Raw genomic sequence first — 17,680 nt, forward strand, 5'->3', positions numbered from 1 at the left:
GACTCGCGCGTGCGCCTGGCCAGATGTGGCCAAACGCGTTGTTAGGATCGGGGGCCGAGGACACGTCCCGCGACGGCATCGAGCTTCGCAAGGACGGCAGGGTCGCGTGCCTCGGGTGCCGTGATGAAGGCGTTGTCGAGCGCCTTGTCCGAGCCGATCGGGCACTCTTCGTGCTCTTCTGGAAAATCGCGGATGAGGCGCGTGATAAGGGTGCGGGCCGACTCGGCATTCTCGCGCACAGCCCGAAGCACCGATGCGACGTCGACATGGCCGTGGTCGGAATGCCAACAGTCGAAATCCGTCACCATGGCGACCGTCGCGTAGGAGATCTCGGCTTCGCGCGCCAACTTGGCTTCGGGCATCGCGGTCATGCCGACAACATCGTAGCCGAACGACTTATAGGTGAGCGACTCGGCCAGCATCGAGAATTGCGGACCTTCCATGCAGAGATACGTCCCGCCCTTCTTAAACGGGATCGACTCGGCGGTTGCGGCATCGGCGAGACGCGCCTGTAGCAGAGGCGCGACGGGATGCGCCATCGAGACATGGACGACGCAGCCGTTGCCGAAAAACGAGCTTTCGCGACCGTGGGTGCGGTCGACGAATTGATCGACCATGACGAAAAGGCCCGGATAAAGCTCCGCCCGATAAGACCCGCAGGCCGACACGGAGATGAGATCGGTCACTCCTGCCCGCTTCAAGGCGTCGATATTGGCGCGATAGTTGATGCCGGAGGGTGACAGCCGATGGCCTTTGCCGTGCCGCGGCAGAAACACGGCATCGCGTCCAGCCAAGCGGCCGAACCGAAGCACGTCCGATGGTTCGCCCCAAGGCGTCGAGACACGCTCCTCGCGATAATCCTCAAGCCCGGGGAGATCGTAGACACCGGAGCCGCCGATGATACCGATTATCGCTTTGCCCATGGTGCCTCGACCGATTGCCCGATTCCGCACCGCACCATCGCGGCAGCGCGGGGAAGACGCAAGTGCCAAAGCGCAGCGTCACTCGCCTAAAACCGTCGTTTTCGCCCCGCTTGCGCGGCAAAAAAGCCTTCCTATCTGTCGATCCGCGCTTGCGCTCCGAGAGGGCGTTCCCATCTTCAACTCACCATCGGGGACCGGTCGTCCGAGGCCCGTGACACGGAGCCCTCGTCCGCCCATAGCCGGATCGCTTCGGGATCCGGCGGTTCTGCGAAAAAGAAAGGATACTACGACATGGCAAAAGTAATCGGCATCGACCTCGGGACAACCAACTCCTGCGTCGCCGTCATGGAAGGCTCGACGCCCAAGGTCATTGAAAATGCCGAGGGCGCGCGTACCACACCATCCATCGTGGCCTTCACGGATGAGGGAGAGCGTCTCGTTGGCCAGCCGGCCAAGCGACAGGGCGTCACCAATCCGGAGCGCACCTTCTTCGCGATCAAGCGTCTGATCGGCCGGACCTTCGAAGATCCGATGACCAAGAAGGACATGGGTCTCGTCCCCTATAAGATCACCAAGGCGTCCAACGGCGATGCGTGGGTTCAGGCGGACAGCAAGCAATATTCGCCTTCTCAGATTTCAGCCTTCATCTTGCAGAAGATGAAAGAGACGGCCGAGGCCTACCTGGGCCAGACCGTGACTCAGGCGGTCATCACTGTTCCGGCTTATTTCAACGACGCTCAGCGTCAGGCCACCAAGGACGCTGGCAAGATCGCCGGCCTTGAAGTGCTTCGCATCATCAACGAGCCGACCGCCGCCGCGCTTGCTTACGGCCTCGATAAGAAGAGCACCGGCGTGATTGCGGTCTACGACCTCGGCGGCGGCACCTTCGACGTGTCGATCCTCGAGATCGGCGACGGTGTCTTCGAGGTGAAGTCCACCAACGGCGATACGTTCCTGGGCGGCGAAGACTTCGACATGCGCCTCGTGGAATATTTCGCGGATGAGTTCCGCAAGGAAAACACGGTCGATCTCCGCAAGGATAAGCTGGCCCTCCAGCGCCTCAAGGAAGCTGCCGAAAAGGCCAAGATCGAGCTGTCGTCCGCAAGCCAGACAGACATCAACCTCCCCTACATCACGGCTGACGCGAGCGGCCCGAAGCATCTGACCTTGAAGCTGACCCGCTCCAAGTTCGAGAGCTTGGTCGAGGATCTGATCCAGCGCACCGTCGAGCCGTGCCGCAAGGCTCTCAAAGATGCAGGCCTTACGGCCGGTGAGATCGACGAGGTCGTTCTGGTCGGCGGCATGACCCGCATGCCGAAGGTTCAGGAGATCGTGAAGCAGTTCTTCGGGAAGGAGCCCCATAAGGGCGTCAATCCGGACGAGGTCGTGGCCATCGGCGCGGCGGTTCAGGCCGGCGTGCTCCAGGGCGACGTCAAGGACGTGCTGCTCCTCGATGTGACCCCGCTGTCGCTCGGCATCGAGACATTGGGTGGCGTGTTTACCCGCTTGATCGATCGCAACACGACGATCCCGACCAAGAAAAGCCAGGTGTTCTCGACCGCCGAAGACAGCCAGACCGCGGTGACGATCCGCGTGTTCCAAGGCGAGCGCGAGATGGCGGCCGACAACAAGGTGCTGGGCCAGTTCGATCTCGTCGGCATTCCGGCCGCGCCGCGTGGTGTGCCGCAGATCGAGGTCACGTTCGACATCGATGCCAACGGCATCGTGAATGTGACCGCGAAGGACAAGGCCACCAACAAGGAACAGCAGATCCGCATCCAGGCGTCGGGTGGTCTGTCGGACAGCGATATCGATAAGATGGTCAAGGACGCCGAATTGCATGCGGCGGACGATAAGCTGCGTCGCGAATTGATCGATGCCAAGAATCAGGCCGAGGCCATGATTCACTCGACCGAGAAGTCGGTCGCGGAATATGGGGACAAGGTGTCGGCCGCCGACAAGAGCGCGGTCGAAGCGGCAATCGCGGCTCTCCGTCCTGCTCTCGACGGTGAAGACGTCGAGGCGATCAAGAGCAAGACCAACGACCTGATGCAGGCGTCGATGAAGCTTGGCGAGGCGATGTACAAGGCTCAGTCCGGCGAGGGCGCGGCTCCTGGGGCGGCTGACACGTCGGCTAACGCCAACGAGGACGTCATCGACGCCGACTTCAAGGAAGTTGGCGACGACGACAAGAAGCGCCACGCCTGATCCTCGCTGATCGGTCAGGCCTTTCACCAATCAGTCCGGGGCGCGTCGCGCTCCGGATTTTTGGTTTGAGGATTGTGGGCGACGCCGTCCGTTCGAGGTTTCAGCTTGCGGCGAAATTGTGCTCATGGCACCTACGACTGTCATCGTCAGCCTGCCAGAAGCGACGCGAGGTCGGAGCATTTCCGTTCCGCACATTGCAACGGCGGATCGGTTCGTCTGCTGCAGGCCCGGCATTTAAGATGGGACATGGCTTGAATGGCCAAAGCTGATTATTACGAAATCCTCGGCGTAAGCCGGACCGTGACTGAGGTCGAGCTCAAGGGAGCCTTCCGCAAGGCCGCGATGCAATGCCATCCCGATCGCAATCCTGGCGACAAGGCGGCGGAAGCGAAATTCAAGGAACTCAACGAAGCCTATCAGTGCCTTTCCAGCGCGGACAAACGCGCCGCCTATGACCGCTATGGCCACGCCGCTTTCGAGCAAGGCGGACAGGGCGGCGGCATGGGCGAGGGCTTCGGCTCGTCGATGTCGGATATTTTCGACGATCTCTTCGGCGACATGATGGGCCGGTCGCGCGGTGGTCGCTCCGGCGGTCGTGAGCGTGGCTCGGATCTCCGCTTCAATCTCGATATCACGTTGGAAGATGCCTTCAAGGGCAAGACCGCGACGGTCAATATTCCGACCTCGATCTCGTGTGAGGCCTGTTCGGGAAGCGGAGCGAAGCCTGGCTCGAAGCCCCGCCCCTGCGGCACCTGCGGAGGCCAGGGACGGGTTCGCGCCCAGCAGGGCTTCTTCGCGATCGAGCGGACATGCCCGACCTGCCAAGGTCGCGGCGAGATCATCGACAATCCGTGCGCGAGCTGCGCCGGCTCAGGTCGGGTGACGCGGGAACGGGCACTGTCGGTCAACATCCCGGCCGGCGTTGAGGATGGTACGCGCATCAGGCTTTCTGGCGAGGGTGAAGCCGGCTTGCGCGGCGGACCCGCGGGTGACCTCTACATTTTCCTCGCGGTCAAGCCGCATCAGTTCTTCCAGCGGGACGGCGCGGATCTTTACTGTCGCGTGCCGATTTCCATGGTTCAGGCCGCGCTCGGCGGAGAGTTTTCGGTGCCGACAGTCGATGGTCAGCAGGCCAAGGTCAAGGTGCTAGAAGGAACGCAGTCCGGAAAGCAGTTTCGCATCAAAGGTAAGGGTATGCCGATCCTGCGGTCCCGCGACCTCGGCGATCTCTACATCCAGGCCATGGTCGAGACGCCGCAGAACCTCAGCAAGCGCCAACGGGAACTGCTGAACGAGTTTGAGTCGATTTCATCGACCACGACACATCCTGAATCCAATGGGTTCTTCGAGAAGATTAAAGATTTTTTCGATCAGCTCAGTCACTAATCCTCTCATGACCGGGATCACCCGGTCATGGTCAAAGACGACGCCGAATGGCGCTTTTCACTGAAGGATCACGCGTTGCGTTCACCCTTGTTCGACGTTGATCGTCCGTCAAAGGTCAAGGCCAACGCCTATCGCGGGTTTCGTTGGAAAGACGAAGCCCGCTTCATCAAGACGTGGCTGGAGAGCCCACTCACGACGGGCGCTGTCTCGCCCTCGAGCCGCTCGCTGTCTCGGATGATGGCCCGCTACGTCGATCCCTCCATACCGGGACCCATCATCGAACTCGGACCGGGAACAGGGCCCGTGACGGACGCTTTGATCCGCCGAGGCGTTGCGCCGGAACGTTTGGTCCTGGTCGAGTTCGAGCCTGCATTTTGCAAGTTGCTGTCACGGCGTTACCCGGGATGTCAGGTCGTGCAAGGCGATGCCTATGCGCTCGGCGCCACCCTGTCGGGCTTGTTGTTCGATCCGGCCGCCGCCATCGTCTCAAGTCTCCCGCTGCTTACACGACCGGAGCGCCAACGGTACGAGCTCCTCGGCGACGCTTTCGCCCTGATGCGTCCCGATGCGCCCTTCATTCAGTTCACCTATGGCTTGACGTCACCCATCCCCCGCCAACATCGGGAGAATGATCTCGGCTTCGACGCAAAGGTGTCGGCTCCTGTCTGGCTCAACCTTCCGCCGGCGCGCGTTTGGATCTATCGTCGCGCAACGGCCGGCGGAGACGCGCAGGACCGTGTCGGCGTCGACCTCTTGGACAAGATCAAGGCCGGGCGCGACAAGCTCGGCGAGGAATGGCGCGAGCAACGCCAAAAACTGCGAACCGAGATTTTGGTCCGCTCCTCTGAAGCGAGGGCCGAGTTCAGGATGCGCGCCCTCAAGGTGAAAATCGGCCTCGAATTGCACAAGGCCCGGGTCATCGCGGAGCGAACCGCAAAGCCGGCGCGCCAACGCGTGAAGAGCGACCGGCTGGGCGATCGACGATCGCGATGGTAGAGACCGGATGAACCGCGGCCGCTCTCAAGGGACCGGCCCATGACCACGAGGCCGACCGTGACATTGACCCGCTTGATCGTCGGCGCGACCGCCGCACTTCTGCTCGCGTTCCCAAGTCTTTCGGGGCCGGCCCTGGCCCAGACCGCCAACCCCAACGCGCCGGGTTACGTGGTGGTGGTGGACTACACAGCCGCTCCGAGCGACATGCCCGCTCTGACGACGCTCGTGCTCGGCGTGGCGCGAGCCTCTGTGCTGAACGAGCCGGGTTGCCGCCGCTTCGACGTGGAGCGACCGGCGACCGCCCCGGATCACCTGATCTTATTCGAGGTGTTCGACGACGAAGCCGCCTTCGCGGCTCACGCGGCAACCCCGCATTTCAAGCAATTCGGGGCCGAAACGGCCAAGATCAAGGCCACACGTGTCGCCTCTCCCGGTTCGATGCTGCTGTCCTTGCAACATCCGTGACGTCGAGCGGGTCGCTTGGGCCGAAAGCGATGAAAAGAACGAGAGAGAGCATCATGACGACCTCCCCACGAGACCGCCTGATCGTGGCGCTGGATCTTCCGACCGTCGATCAGGCGCTCGATCTCGTCACGATCCTTGGCGATAGCGTCGGCTTCTACAAAATTGGTCTCGAACTCGCCTATGCGGGTGGTTTGGACCTCGCCGAGCGGCTGATTGGAACCGGCCATCAGGTGTTTTTGGATCTCAAGTTGCACGATATTCCCAACACAGTGGCGGGCGCAACCGCCCAGATCGCGCGCCTCGGGGCCACGTTCCTGACGATCCATGCCTTTCCACAAACCATGCGGGCCGCCCAGGATGCCAAGGGCGACGACGGCTTGCGGCTGCTGGCCGTGACGGTTCTGACCTCGTCGGATGACGCGGATCTCGCGGAAGCCGGCTATCGCTTCGGTGCGGCCGACCTGGTCGCTCAGCGGGCTGCTCAAGCCAAGGCGATCGGCATCGACGGTCTTGTGATGTCGCCGCTGGAAGTCGCTGTGGTTCGCGCAAGCGTCGGCCCCGACATGACAATCGTGACACCGGGCATCCGGCCGAGCGGCGCCACGAGCGGTGACCAGAAGCGGATCATGACGCCTTCGGAAGCCATCCTGGCGGGCGCTGACCATCTCGTCGTCGGTCGACCGATCACGGCCTCGCCCGATCCGCGTCAGGCGGCATTGTCGATCGTCGCCGAGATCGCGCAATCGCTGAGTGACCGGATGTCGTGAAAAAAGGGGCATCGACCTCGTCCGATACTGCTCGAGAAGCACAGAATGGATCACGGCAATCGTTTCTTTGGCGGAGAGCGCCGCGCCTACCATCATGGGCGTCTGAAGGAAGCCTTGGTGGAGGCGGCTCGTCTGCTCGTGTCCGAGCGGGGACCGGGCGGCTTCACGCTGGCCGATGCGGCAAAACTCGCCGGTGTGACGGCCGCCGCGCCTTATCGCCATTTTTCCGACCGCAATGCGCTGATGGAAGAGCTGACCCGGCGCGGCTTCGAGATGTTCGGCCTGAAGTTGAGCGAAGCCTGGGCCGACGGCAAGCCCGATGCCCGCTCCGCCATGAACAGCATGGGGAATGCCTATCTGGCCTTTGCGCGGACCGAACCCGGGCTTTATGCGGCGATGTTTTCCAATGTCACGACCCTGAACGCGCCCGAAGCTGGCGCGGCCGCCACCGAAGCGCTGGACCTGCTCCGCCGTGCCGCGACCGCCCTGTTGAAGCATGGCGGGGCACCGTCGACCGACTCGCGCCCCCTGGCGTTCGAGATCTGGTCTCTCTCGCATGGCGTCGCCATGCTGACGTTGGCCGGTCACCTGAATCCCGCCTTCGAGGGCGCTGACCCGTCCGCAATTTTGCATCGATCGACCGAAGCCCTCATCGAGGCCGCGCTCTGGCGGTCGAGGGGTCAGGCCGCCCAGGTCAAATAGGCCGAGATGGTGAAGAGCGAGACGACAGTCGAGATGAGGATCGCCTTCGATGTGATGCCGGCCTCCCGGCCGTAGAATTCCGCCAGCATGAACGGCCCGGTTCCGGTCGGCATGGCCGCGAGAACGACCGCCATTTTGGTCAGTGCGGGTGACAGCCCGAACACCAGGGTCGCCAGAACCCAGGCGACGGCGGGCTGCAGGATCAGCTTCAGGCCCACCAGGAACAGCGTCGCCGGCGTGTCGTTCTGAGCTGTTTCGGTATTTTGCGCCAGGAAGAGGCCGAGCGCCACGAGGGCGCAAGGCGATGCGGCGCCGCCGAGCAACTTCAAGAACACCTCCACGCTGTCGGGCAGACTGAGGCCTGTCGCCGCCACGAGCCCGCCCAGCACGGGCGACAGGAGCAACGGATTCTTGACGAGAGAGCGTCCGACTTTGCTGGCGAGGTGCAGCACACGGCGTTCGGCCTGAAGGCCGATCTCGATCAGCACGATCGCGACCCCGAAGAGAATACAAACCGTGATGATGGCCGCAGCTGTGGTCGGCGCGAGGCTTGCTTTGCCGAACACGATCAAGGTCAGCGGAAAGCCGATGAAGCCAGTGTTACCGTAAGCGGCATTGAGGCCGTCGATACTCGCGTCGGCGAGATGCCGAGGCTTCCGCAAGCGGATCGCGATCGTGATAGCGAAGACGATGGCGCAGGACAGTCCGAAAACCTCGATGAAGCCCGGCTGGTAGAAAGCCGCGACGCTCGTGTGGGCCATGATGTCGAATAACAGAGCCGGGAGCGCGAGATAGACAACGAAGCGGTTCAGCTCCGTGGTCGAATGCGGCCCGAGGATGCCACTTCGCCGACAGAGATAGCCAACCAGGATCAACGCAAAGATGGGCACCAGCACGAGCACGGTCGTCAACATCGGGCATGCGCTCTTTTCATGAGAGATGGCGTCGCGTGTTGGCGCGGCAGACGCCGACCGCCCGACGACCTCACGCCTGCGCATCGAACGCCCGGTCCTACGCCAAATCGGCGCGCGATCAAGGCGACGGTGGGGATGAGCTGGACGCTTGTTATTCGGCGGATGACGAAGTCTGGAGGGAACGAGCAAGCCGCCCCTGCCGTTTTACTGAAGGACAGGGAGTTCATCATGACCAATTTCGATAGCGAAACGACCACAGGCGCCCGGACGGTTACGGCGTTTTTCGATACTGGCGAGCACGCCCAGATCGCGAAAAACGACCTGGTGGCAGTCGGACTATCGGCGGATGCCATCACGATCGTCGGCAGCAACGCCGATTCGTTTAACGTCGCCGAAGACCATCAGCGCGGTTTTTGGGACTCGCTCACCAACTTCTTCATGCCGGACGATGAACGCCGGACCTATTCGGAAGGCCTCCGTCGGGGGGGATTCGCACTCTCGGTGCGGACCAGCGATGCGCTCTACAAGCAGGCGATCGACGTGCTCGACCGCGACGGAGCAGTCGATCTCGACGAGCGATCGATGGCATGGGAGAGCGAAGGCTGGACCCGCTCCGAAGGCGGCGTCGACAATGTCGATGCAGCCTATAAGCCTGCGGATGCCAGCACGGCCGGCTTCGGCGGTAGCTACGCGGGCGAAGATGGACTTGCCGACATCGACGAGGCCACCAATCCCGATGTGCGGGAGCGGATCGGGGCCGGCACGGCGAGCCAAACCGCGCCAGCGGCGCATGGCGGCCCGCACACCTACGTCGATCCGGCCAGCCCGGCGAGCGACGCCGCCGCCGATGCGGCTGAAAGCCGGAGCGGAGGCACGCCCTCGGTTCGACGCGATTTGGAGAACGGGCGCACCCGCGTCCGAAGCTACATCGTCGAGGGCGACGTCAACCGCTGACCCTTCACCTCAGTGAGCGACAAGGCGGTGGCGCGAGCCGCCGCCTTTTTTATTGGGCCTGACCTCAGATGGGCTTGAAGACCACAACGAGCACGCCGATGTTAATGTGCGTAACATTAACATCGGCCCGCAAGACGGCCGTGACACGGAGAGTGAAAATGAGTTCGTTTTCGAGCGCCGCCGATGCGGCGGGTGCAGCGGGTCTCGGCGGCCAACAGACTGGATCACAGCGCGGTTGGGGCGGGTGCGGCAGCGCCCGCATGGGCTGGAAGCCGGTCGAGATCGGAGCCGTCGTGCTCGGTTTCCTATTTTACTGGCCGGTCGGCGTCGCCCTCATTGGTCTCAAGATCGCGCAGCGTCGCGGCTATACGGTCGATCAGGCCGTCTCCGCCTTTCGCGGCAAAATGAGCGGCTTCGGCATGTCGGGCTTCAGCGCCGCCGGTGCTCAAGCCCAGTGGCGGCCGTTCAGCAGCAGCGGCAACGCGGCTTTCGATGATTGGCGGAATGCCGAATTGCAGCGGCTCGAGGAAGAGCGTCGCAAGCTCGATACGGCACAGCGCGAGTTTGCCGAGCACCTCAACAATCTCCGCCGCGCCAAGGATCGGGAGGAGTTCGACCGGTTCATGAACGCCCGCAACCAGCAGGGGTCGACCTCGGTCTAACGGATCGTTAACCCCGTCGCGCGGTGGCCTTCAGAGGGCCGCCGCGCTTTTTATTTTGCCTTAACGGATCGCGCGCACTTCTAACGATATGGCGCGTTGCGTATGGCCTTTTGCGGCGGCGGCCCTGCTCGCGATGGCGATGGCAGGCTGCTCCCGGTTCGATCACCCCGAGCGGCCCGCGTGGCGCAATCAGGCCGAAGAGGCTTGCCTTGCCCAACATCTCGTCGAGGCGACGCCTTATCTTCAGCCCAGTCACGCGATCGATGGTCCCAGCATTTGCGGGCTCAACCATCCCTTCCGGGTCTATGCCCTGGCTGGCGGCACCGTGAAACTCAATACGGCCTCGTTGCTCGATTGCTCGATGATTCCGGCGCTCGATGCGTGGATCAAGGACGTGGTCGAGCCCGACGCCCAGGCCCGGTTCGGCGATCCAGTCGTGCAGATCAACACGATGGGCACCTATTCGTGCCGCGGCATCAACAATATGAGCGGCGCAAAACTATCCGAACATGCGTTTGCCAATGCCATGGATGTCGGCGGCTTCGTTCTCGCCAGCGGGCGAGAGATCAATGTGATGCGCGGTTGGAAAAGCGCCGACACGCAGGAGAGCGCGTTTCTCCACGATAGCCACGCCGGCGCCTGCACGTATTTCACCACCGTGCTGGGTCCCGGCGCCAATATCTTCCACTACAACCACGTGCATCTCGATCTCGCGATGCACGGGAGCACGTCGCGCGGTCCGCGTCGCTACTGCAAGCCGGTTCCCGATGCCGAGCAGGTCGAGGCGCCCCGTCGCGATAACCTCCCCGATCCGCCGCCGATCGAAGAAGAACAGGATATCGCCCGAACGCCGATGCCTGCGCCGACGTATTCAGGAGCGTCGACTGTCGCACTCGCGGCCGAACCGCGCGGCGCCCCGCTGGCCTTCGCTCCCTCGCCGCGTCTCGTCTCCCGCGATCAGTTGGATGTCGATCAGGCCAGCGGAGGCGTCGGCCAGCCGCCGCGCCCGCCTGCTGCCATGCAGCCCGACGGAGACATCACGTCGCTGATCAAGAGCCAGGTCGCCCGCTAAAGCGCTCGCCTTCTGACAGCCGACCTCTTGCCTGCCGTTGCGTGCGGCGACATTCGGGCTTGGACTGAGCGTGAGTTGACAAGGCTCGGCGACAACGCCAACGGGCCAATGGTGGCTCGTGCGGCTCGTTAGAACGTGATCGCGATCCTCGATGCGAGGCAAACGAGTTCCGCTCAAGGCCCGAACAGATCGAGTTGCCGCGCCTGCGGATGTGACGGCGTGAACAGATCCGCGCGTAGTTTCGAGCGGACCTTGGGGAAACCGAGGCGATCGCTCGCAATTTCGAAGCGGCGCGCGATCATGGCCGCATAAGGCCCCGTGCCGGTCATCCGCTGACCCCATTTGGCATCGTAATCCCGCCCGCCACGCATCGATTGGACCAGCGACATGACGTGCCGGAAACGGTCCGGAAAGTGGGCCAGCAGCCATTCCTTGAAGATGTCGCGCACCTCGAGCGGCAGTCGCAGCATCACATAGCCCGCCTCGCGCGCGCCGGCCGCATGGGCAAGCTCCAAGATCGTCTCGATCTCGGTATCGGTCACGGCCGGAATGATGGGCGCGACCATTACGGTTACCGGAATGCCAGCCGCCGCAAGCAAGCGGATCGCCTCGACGCGTTTGCCCGGCGTCGTGGCGCGCGGCTCCATGGTCCTGGCCAAGGTTGCGTCGAGGGTCGTCACGGATAGCGCGACCTTGACCAGACCTTTGGCCGCCATCGGAGCCAGGATGTCTATGTCGCGCGTCACCAGAGCCGATTTCGTGACAATGCCGACCGGGTGATCGCATTTTGCCAACACCTCGAGAATTGAGCGCATGACCTTGTGGTCGCGTTCGATCGGCTGATACGGATCGGTGTTGGTGCCGATCGCGATCGTCCGCGGTTTATATCCGTTCGCGCCGAGTTCCCGCTCCAACCGCTCCGCCGCACCCTGTTTCACGAACAGGCGCGACTCGAAATCAAGGCCGGGCGACAGGCCCATGAACGCATGTGTCGGGCGCGCGAAACAATAGACGCAGCCATGCTCGCATCCCCGATACGGATTGATCGACCGATCGAAGGAAATGTCGGGCGATTCGTTGCGTGTAATGACGGTCTTGGGCGTCTCCATCGTGATGGTGGTCTTGAACGGCGCCAGCGTCTCAAGCGCATTCCATCCATCATCGACATCGACACGCTGTGATCCCTCGAAGCGCCCAGATCGATTGCTCAAGGCGCCGCGACCCTTGCGCCGTTTGTCGTCGGTCACCATCGACATGTTGGCAGGCTCGGAGACTGCTACGTCTTTGATCCCAAGCCGAGGCAGGCGCTTCGATTGGCGTGGAGACGGCGGTGTCGTATCGCGGATCGTCAACACGCCGTCAGCCTCGCTCGGTCCCCGCCCAAGCCGTTTAAAACAACCCGAGCAGCAGAACAAATAAAGAACATCGGGAGTCAGGTCAATCGCGCAATCGTCGAGCCGAACAGGCGAGGAAGGCGCGACATCCGCGCCTCGATCGTGATAGGACGCCGCGATGCTCTCAGCTCTCGTCCTTATGCCGCCCCATATCGGTGGCACGTCAGCGGCCCTCGGCGCGCTCGTCCGCAGCCTTGCGGCGCTCGTGCCTGCCACGGTTGAGGGCATCGTTCGTGATGTGTCGATCGTGACCGATCGGGCGGACGATGGTCTCCGCCGCGTGGCCGATCACGCCGGCTGCCGGATCGTCGACGAGCCCACCTTCGAGGCGGGGTTCGCAACGGCGCTGGCCGGCGCACGATCCGACCTCCTCTTCGTGCTCCGGGCCGGTATCGGCTTTGATCGTGGCCTTATCAACGAGATCGGAATGCGGCTCGGGCCCGACCCAACGATCGCGGGTGGGTTGTTGCTGCGCGAGGATCACGGCGGGCTGATGTCGCGCCTGCTCCCGAATCTTTCACCCATTGCCGGGGTGATCGCCGCGCGCGCCGATCTCTCAGGCCGCCCCGCGAGCTTCAAGGCATTGGTCGGCGGACTGAAGGCCACGCAGACGCTCGCGTCACGGGCGCAGTTCTGGATCGACAATCCGACCTAAGCGACGGGCTCAGACGTCGGCGCGCGCCGATGGCCGTTTGAGATGCTCGTCGAGCCGGGGCATCAACTCGACGAAGTTGCAGGGTCGATAACGGTAGTCGAGTTGGTGGGCCAGAATACCGTCCCAGGCATCTTTGCAGGCGCCCGGTGAACCGGGCAAGACGAACACGAAGGTGGTGCCGATCAGCCCGGCGGTCGCCCGCGATTGCACCGTGGACGTTCCGATCTTCGCAAACGAGATGTGATGGAACACGGTCGAGAACCCGTCCATCCGTTTGCTGAACAGCGGCTCCAGGCTGTCGGGCGTCACATCTCGCCCCGTGAAGCCCGTGCCTCCGGTCGTGATCACCACGTCGATCCCCGGATCGTCGGCGAAGGCCTGCACGACACCCACGATGGCGTCACGATCGTCCGGCACGATCGTGCGACCGCCAAGCCGATGCCCGACCCCGGTCAGGCGCTCCACCAAGACATCGCCCGATCGATCATCATCGCTGCGGCGCGTGTCCGACACCGTCACGACCGCGATCGACAGCGGAAGGAAGGATCTTGTTTCATCGATGCCGGGCATGACTCAGATCCTCCCAGCAACCATTACTGCTTAAACGTATTACAGGCATCCACGCTGCCGGTCTTTAGCCCCGTGGTCAGCCACTGTTGCCGCTGTGCCGAGCTTCCGTGCGTAAAGCTATCCGGCACGGCATAGCCGCGGGATTGCTTCTGCAAACGATCGTCGCCGATGGCCGCAGCGGTGGCGATCGCCTTGTCGACATCCCCCTGCTCCAGGATATGCCACTTCTGGTCGGCATGATTGGCCCAAACGCCGGCAAAACAATCCGCCATCAATTCGATCCGGACCGAAAGGCTGTTGGCTTCCTGCTGGCTCGCCTGCTCCTGCCGGTCGCGCACCTTGCCGAGAATACCAAGCAGATTCTGCACATGGTGGCCGATCTCATGCGAGATCACATAGGCATAGGCGAAGTCGCCACCGCCGCCGAGCTTCTGCTTCATGTCGTTGAAGAAGGACATGTCCAGATAGACCTTCTGGTCGACAGGGCAGTAAAACGGACCCATCGCCGATTGCGCCTGCCCGCAACCCGAGCGTGTCACGCCGCTGTAGAGAACGAGCTTCGGCTTGACGTATTGAACGCCCTTTTGGGCTGGCAGAACCTCGGACCAGACGTCCTCCGTCTCGCCGAGGATCGCGGCCACGAAGTCGCCCATCTGATCGGTCGGCGCCGTGCTGCGGCGCGCCTGCCCCTGAGCGGGTGCCTGGCTTTGGCTTTGGCTGAATTGCGAGCTGTCGGGACGCTGGTAAGGTTGGCTTTGGGTGCTCTGACCTTGGTTCGTGGCATTCTCGACGCCGCTGATCAACACGCGCGGGTCGATGCCGGTCACGTAACCGATGATCGCCAGGATGATGATCGCGCCGATGCCGAGCCCGCCGCCGCCCATCGGGATGCCGAAGCCACCGCCTCCGCCGCCGCTATCGCCGCCGCCGCGCACGTCTTCAATATTGTCCGATCGCCGGGAATCTTCCCACCGCATGTCAAACTCCCCGTCTGCCGGTTACAACAGACCGATAGACCAGCGGTGCCGCCCCGCCAAGCTTGACTGTGCGACAAAGATGCCCAGCCGCGCACCCATGCGGCGGTGAATCAGAACCACCCTTTTCGGCGCAGCCAAATCGCCGGGACGATCATGCTGATCGCAACCAACAGCAGACCCCATTGGTACCCCCAGGCCCAGTCGTATTCCGGCATATTCTTGAAGTTCATGCCGTAGAGACCGACCACGAAGGTCGGGGGGATGCCGACCACGGACGCGATCGTGAGCAGGCGAAACAGCCGGTTCTGATCGATATTGATAAAGCCAAGCGTCGAATCGAGCAGGAACTGCACCTTGTCGGTCAGCCGCGTCTCGTAGTCATTCAGCGATGCGATATCCTGTCGTAACGTCTTGATACGGTTCTTGACCCCGTTCGGCAGCTTGTCTTGTGCGTTGGCGGTCACGAAAGCCAGCAAGCGACCGATACCAAGCAGACTGTCCCGGATATTGGACGTGAGGTCACCCGATCGACCCACGGTGTGCAGGATCGATTCGAGTTCGGCTTCGTATTTGATAGGCTTGATCCGCTTGGGGCTGTCGGCCGGGTTGGTGAAGATCTGGCGGGACACGCGGTCGAGCTCGGCTCCGAGCGCCTCGACCGCGTCGGCCATCCGATCCACGATCGCTTCGAGCAGACCGACGAAGACATCCGTCGCCACATGAACGGTCACATCGCCGGGTTTGACCTTCCGATTGATGTAATTGGTGAAAGACAAGAGTTCTTCGGTCCGGACCGTGACCAGAAGCTTGGGCGTCAGGAAAAATCCGACGGTCGTGGTTCGAACCTCACCGGCCGGATCGCGAAACAGCACCGGCGTGAAGACCTGCAGGATATCGCCCTCAAAGCGAAGCCGGCTGACGGTCTGTAGATCTTCGAGGCTCTCGTCGTCGGGAAGAATGACTTTGGCAAAGCGTTCGACGAACGAGAGTTCCTCGGCCGTCGGGTCGAGGAGATCCATCCAGACGACGTTGGACGGCAGATCGGGGAGGCTGAGGTCACACGTGACCTCGTCGCGCGCGCCGACATTGTCGTAGAATTTCAGCATCGCACACCCTTTGCTCAGCGCCCGGCCGACGTGTTCCCGCGTTGTAGATCATGACGTCGTGGGATCAAGACACACGCGCGCAGGATCAACGCGTGGTCGCCTCTAACGCGGAACCGGTCGGCGGATCGACTGTCGCACGCGAGCGGTGCTCGGCTCGGTGTTCAGCAGCCGGCGAAACTCGTCGCGTTTCTCATGGACGGAGGCGATCACCAGCCCCATCGGCACACCGACATCGACCAACACGGCTTCGGAGAGTTGCAGGCTCGCCTCGATGGTTTCGGGCACGGCGTCGGTCACGCCGAGGTCATAGAGAACGCGCGCATGGTCGGCGTCGCGGGCGCGCGCCACGACGACGAGATCCTGGCTCTCGGCCCGTCCAATCGCCGCCACCTGCTCGACGACACGTGACGAACTCACGGTCAGCACCAGAGCGCGTGCGGTTTCAAGCCCACAGCGACGCAGGAACTCCGGCCGGGTCGCATCGCCGAAATAGATGGGTGTTCCGGCGGCACGCTCGCGCGCGACGAGGCTCGGGCTCTCGTCGATCGCCAGAAAAGGCACGTTGTGGACGGTCAGCATCTCGCTGACGAGCCGCCCAACCCGCCCAAATCCCACGATGATGACACGCGATTGGCCATCATCCGGCGGCGGCTCGACCGGTACAGCAATGTCGGCCCTGCGGCCAAGCTGTTTGCCAAGCCGCTCCGCCACGACGGCGATGAGCGGGATCGCGATCATGGTCAGCGTCACGGCCACGAGAAGATCCTGCCCGATCTTCGGATCGAGGACATGGGCGGCCAACAGCGCGTTGACGATCACGAATGCAAATTCGCCGCCCGGCCCGAGCAGCAGCGCGACCTCGACCGCGACCCGGCGCGGCAGCTTGATGGCCACGCCGACGCCGAGCAGCAGGATCGTCTTGACGACCAGCAGCCCGGCCGCGATCTCGACGATCCTCAAGGGATCCGCAAAAAGCCGCGACAGATCGAGATCGGCCCCGACCGACACGAAGAACAAGCCGAGCAGGAGCCCTTTGAACGGCTCGATCGTGACTTCGATTTCGCGTCGGTATTCCGTTTCGGCCAGCAGCAAGCCAGCCAGGAAAGCCCCGATCGCCATCGACAAGCCAGCGGCCGCCGTGATGGCGCTTGTCCCGATCACGACGAAGAGCGAGGCCGCCATGAACAATTCGGTCGAGCGCGCCGAGGCGACATGGTGAAACAAGGGTCGCAGGATCAGCCGCCCGAGCGTCACGATGACGCCGATGCCGACAATGGCCGGCGCCAGCCGAAGCAGGAGCCCAAGCCCAATGCCGCCGACCTCATGGCTCGACAGCAACGACACACCGAACAGCAGCGGCGCGACCGCGAGATCCTGAAAGAGCAACACCGCGAAGGCGGTTCGCCCCGCGCCGGAATTGAGCCGCTTTCGCTCTGCCAAGACCGGCACCACGATCGCGGTCGACGACAAGGCCAGCGCGGTGCCGAGAACCAGCGCGACGGGGGCCGACACGCCGAGCCCAAGGACTGCGCCGAGCGCCAAAGCGGCTCCGCAGACACAGACCTGAAGCGGCCCCAGGCCGAACACAAGCCGCCGCATGGTCGACAGCCGCTCGAACGAAAGCTCGAGACCGATCATGAACAACAGAAAGACGACGCCGAATTCGGCCACCCCGGCCACGCGCTCGAGATTATTGAGGGCCACATGCGACAAGATCGGAAAAACCGGCACCAATGCGCCGAGGCCAAATGGGCCAAGCGCGATGCCGCCGAGCACGAAGCCCAGCACTGGGCTGATGCGGAGGCGGTGGAAGATCGGCACAACAATGCCGGCCGTGGCAAGGAACAGCAGCACCTCACGGGTCCCGGCCGGGAAAAGCTCTGCGGTCAACACCGATCCTTCGGGCTAAGAGCGTCCGGAGGCGTCGAT

At 63.0% G+C, this 17,680-nt stretch carries 16 protein-coding genes and 1 pseudogene; 10 read left to right on the forward strand and 7 right to left on the reverse strand.

Going from position 1 to position 17,680, the window contains the following annotated elements:
* Positions 1–41: 41 nt before the first annotated feature.
* Positions 42–923 carry an S-methyl-5'-thioadenosine phosphorylase gene (locus tag LGH83_RS06665; protein ID WP_227401114.1) on the reverse strand — a complete coding sequence of 294 codons (882 nt, stop codon included), beginning with the start codon at positions 921–923 and terminating at the stop codon, positions 42–44.
* A 291-nt stretch (positions 924–1,214) separates the two neighbouring features.
* Here LGH83_RS06665 and dnaK point away from each other — a divergent pair, with 291 nt between their 5' ends.
* From dnaK to LGH83_RS06695, 6 genes and pseudogenes are all read left to right on the forward strand, one after another.
* A complete protein-coding gene (dnaK, locus tag LGH83_RS06670; protein ID WP_131195317.1) occupies positions 1,215–3,131 on the forward strand; it encodes a molecular chaperone DnaK in 1,917 nt (638 codons plus the stop codon).
* A 255-nt stretch (positions 3,132–3,386) separates the two neighbouring features.
* Positions 3,387–4,517, forward strand: a complete 1,131-nt coding sequence (dnaJ, locus tag LGH83_RS06675) for a molecular chaperone DnaJ (RefSeq protein ID WP_227401115.1) — start codon at positions 3,387–3,389, stop codon at positions 4,515–4,517.
* A gap of 87 nt (positions 4,518–4,604) precedes the next feature.
* A pseudogene (locus LGH83_RS20080) lies at positions 4,605–5,225 on the forward strand (class I SAM-dependent methyltransferase); the annotation flags it as partial.
* 327 nt (positions 5,226–5,552) lie between these two features.
* A complete protein-coding gene (locus tag LGH83_RS06685; RefSeq protein ID WP_227401116.1) occupies positions 5,553–5,978 on the forward strand; it encodes a putative quinol monooxygenase in 426 nt (141 codons plus the stop codon).
* 53 nt (positions 5,979–6,031) lie between these two features.
* Positions 6,032–6,745: an orotidine-5'-phosphate decarboxylase gene (gene pyrF / locus LGH83_RS06690; RefSeq protein ID WP_227401117.1), complete on the forward strand. Its 714-nt coding sequence runs from the start codon at positions 6,032–6,034 to the stop codon at positions 6,743–6,745.
* A 45-nt stretch (positions 6,746–6,790) separates the two neighbouring features.
* Complete coding sequence (locus tag LGH83_RS06695; protein WP_131195313.1) at positions 6,791–7,447, forward strand: TetR/AcrR family transcriptional regulator; 657 nt, start codon at positions 6,791–6,793, stop codon at positions 7,445–7,447.
* Here the strand turns inward: LGH83_RS06695 and LGH83_RS06700 are convergent.
* Complete coding sequence (locus LGH83_RS06700; RefSeq protein ID WP_227401118.1) at positions 7,426–8,361, reverse strand: AEC family transporter; 936 nt, start codon at positions 8,359–8,361, stop codon at positions 7,426–7,428. The genes LGH83_RS06695 and LGH83_RS06700 overlap by 22 nt on opposite strands.
* Positions 8,362–8,589: 228 nt before the next feature.
* Here LGH83_RS06700 and LGH83_RS06705 point away from each other — a divergent pair, with 228 nt between their 5' ends.
* The 3 genes from LGH83_RS06705 to LGH83_RS06715 all read left to right on the forward strand — a co-directional run bounded on the left by LGH83_RS06705 (position 8,590) and on the right by LGH83_RS06715 (position 11,049).
* A complete protein-coding gene (locus tag LGH83_RS06705; RefSeq protein WP_227401119.1) occupies positions 8,590–9,315 on the forward strand; it encodes a hypothetical protein in 726 nt (241 codons plus the stop codon).
* A 158-nt stretch (positions 9,316–9,473) separates the two neighbouring features.
* Positions 9,474–9,977, forward strand: coding sequence for a DUF2852 domain-containing protein (locus LGH83_RS06710; RefSeq protein WP_227401120.1), 504 nt, complete (start codon positions 9,474–9,476; stop codon positions 9,975–9,977).
* Between the two features lie 139 nt (positions 9,978–10,116).
* Entirely contained in the window at positions 10,117–11,049 is a 933-nt protein-coding gene (locus LGH83_RS06715) for an extensin family protein (RefSeq protein ID WP_227401121.1), read from the forward strand.
* A 173-nt stretch (positions 11,050–11,222) separates the two neighbouring features.
* On the opposite strand, the gene LGH83_RS06720 is transcribed toward LGH83_RS06715, so the two are convergent.
* On the reverse strand, positions 11,223–12,305 hold the full coding sequence (locus tag LGH83_RS06720; RefSeq protein WP_227401122.1) for a PA0069 family radical SAM protein: 1,083 nt from the start codon (positions 12,303–12,305) through the stop codon (positions 11,223–11,225).
* Positions 12,306–12,561: 256 nt separating this feature from the next.
* Here LGH83_RS06720 and LGH83_RS06725 point away from each other — a divergent pair, with 256 nt between their 5' ends.
* Complete coding sequence (locus tag LGH83_RS06725) at positions 12,562–13,098, forward strand: hypothetical protein (protein WP_227401123.1); 537 nt, start codon at positions 12,562–12,564, stop codon at positions 13,096–13,098.
* A gap of 9 nt (positions 13,099–13,107) precedes the next feature.
* On the opposite strand, the gene moaB is transcribed toward LGH83_RS06725, so the two are convergent.
* The 4 genes from moaB to LGH83_RS06745 form a co-directional block, all read right to left on the reverse strand.
* Positions 13,108–13,668, reverse strand: a complete 561-nt coding sequence (gene moaB, locus LGH83_RS06730) for a molybdenum cofactor biosynthesis protein B (protein WP_227401124.1) — start codon at positions 13,666–13,668, stop codon at positions 13,108–13,110.
* A gap of 23 nt (positions 13,669–13,691) precedes the next feature.
* Entirely contained in the window at positions 13,692–14,645 is a 954-nt protein-coding gene (locus LGH83_RS06735; protein ID WP_131118614.1) for a neutral zinc metallopeptidase, read from the reverse strand.
* A gap of 110 nt (positions 14,646–14,755) precedes the next feature.
* Positions 14,756–15,751, reverse strand: a complete 996-nt coding sequence (locus LGH83_RS06740) for a magnesium transporter CorA family protein (protein WP_227401125.1) — start codon at positions 15,749–15,751, stop codon at positions 14,756–14,758.
* A gap of 102 nt (positions 15,752–15,853) precedes the next feature.
* Entirely contained in the window at positions 15,854–17,641 is a 1,788-nt protein-coding gene (locus LGH83_RS06745; protein ID WP_227401126.1) for a cation:proton antiporter, read from the reverse strand.
* Positions 17,642–17,680 lie beyond the last annotated feature (39 nt).

Origin of the sequence: Lichenihabitans sp. PAMC28606 (assembly GCF_020616535.1) — a bacterium.
GTDB lineage: Bacteria > Pseudomonadota > Alphaproteobacteria > Rhizobiales > Beijerinckiaceae > Lichenihabitans > Lichenihabitans psoromatis.

What these genes read in the sequence shown, in the direction of transcription:
- LGH83_RS06695 (WP_131195313.1), top strand. Translation starts at nt 6,791, where the DNA reads ATGGATCACGGCAATCGTTTCTTTGGCGGAGAGCGCCGCGCCTACCAT.
- LGH83_RS06740 (WP_227401125.1), bottom strand. Translation starts at nt 15,751, where the DNA reads ATGCTGAAATTCTACGACAATGTCGGCGCGCGCGACGAGGTCACGTGT.
- LGH83_RS06735 (WP_131118614.1), bottom strand. Translation starts at nt 14,645, where the DNA reads ATGCGGTGGGAAGATTCCCGGCGATCGGACAATATTGAAGACGTGCGC.
- LGH83_RS06725 (WP_227401123.1), top strand. Translation starts at nt 12,562, where the DNA reads ATGCTCTCAGCTCTCGTCCTTATGCCGCCCCATATCGGTGGCACGTCA.
- LGH83_RS06705 (WP_227401119.1), top strand. Translation starts at nt 8,590, where the DNA reads ATGACCAATTTCGATAGCGAAACGACCACAGGCGCCCGGACGGTTACG.
- pyrF (WP_227401117.1), top strand. Translation starts at nt 6,032, where the DNA reads ATGACGACCTCCCCACGAGACCGCCTGATCGTGGCGCTGGATCTTCCG.
- LGH83_RS06710 (WP_227401120.1), top strand. Translation starts at nt 9,474, where the DNA reads ATGAGTTCGTTTTCGAGCGCCGCCGATGCGGCGGGTGCAGCGGGTCTC.
- LGH83_RS06720 (WP_227401122.1), bottom strand. Translation starts at nt 12,305, where the DNA reads ATGTCGATGGTGACCGACGACAAACGGCGCAAGGGTCGCGGCGCCTTG.
- LGH83_RS06665 (WP_227401114.1), bottom strand. Translation starts at nt 923, where the DNA reads ATGGGCAAAGCGATAATCGGTATCATCGGCGGCTCCGGTGTCTACGAT.
- dnaJ (WP_227401115.1), top strand. Translation starts at nt 3,387, where the DNA reads ATGGCCAAAGCTGATTATTACGAAATCCTCGGCGTAAGCCGGACCGTG.
- LGH83_RS06715 (WP_227401121.1), top strand. Translation starts at nt 10,117, where the DNA reads ATGGCAGGCTGCTCCCGGTTCGATCACCCCGAGCGGCCCGCGTGGCGC.
- dnaK (WP_131195317.1), top strand. Translation starts at nt 1,215, where the DNA reads ATGGCAAAAGTAATCGGCATCGACCTCGGGACAACCAACTCCTGCGTC.
- moaB (WP_227401124.1), bottom strand. Translation starts at nt 13,668, where the DNA reads ATGCCCGGCATCGATGAAACAAGATCCTTCCTTCCGCTGTCGATCGCG.
- LGH83_RS06685 (WP_227401116.1), top strand. Translation starts at nt 5,553, where the DNA reads ATGACCACGAGGCCGACCGTGACATTGACCCGCTTGATCGTCGGCGCG.
- LGH83_RS06700 (WP_227401118.1), bottom strand. Translation starts at nt 8,361, where the DNA reads ATGTTGACGACCGTGCTCGTGCTGGTGCCCATCTTTGCGTTGATCCTG.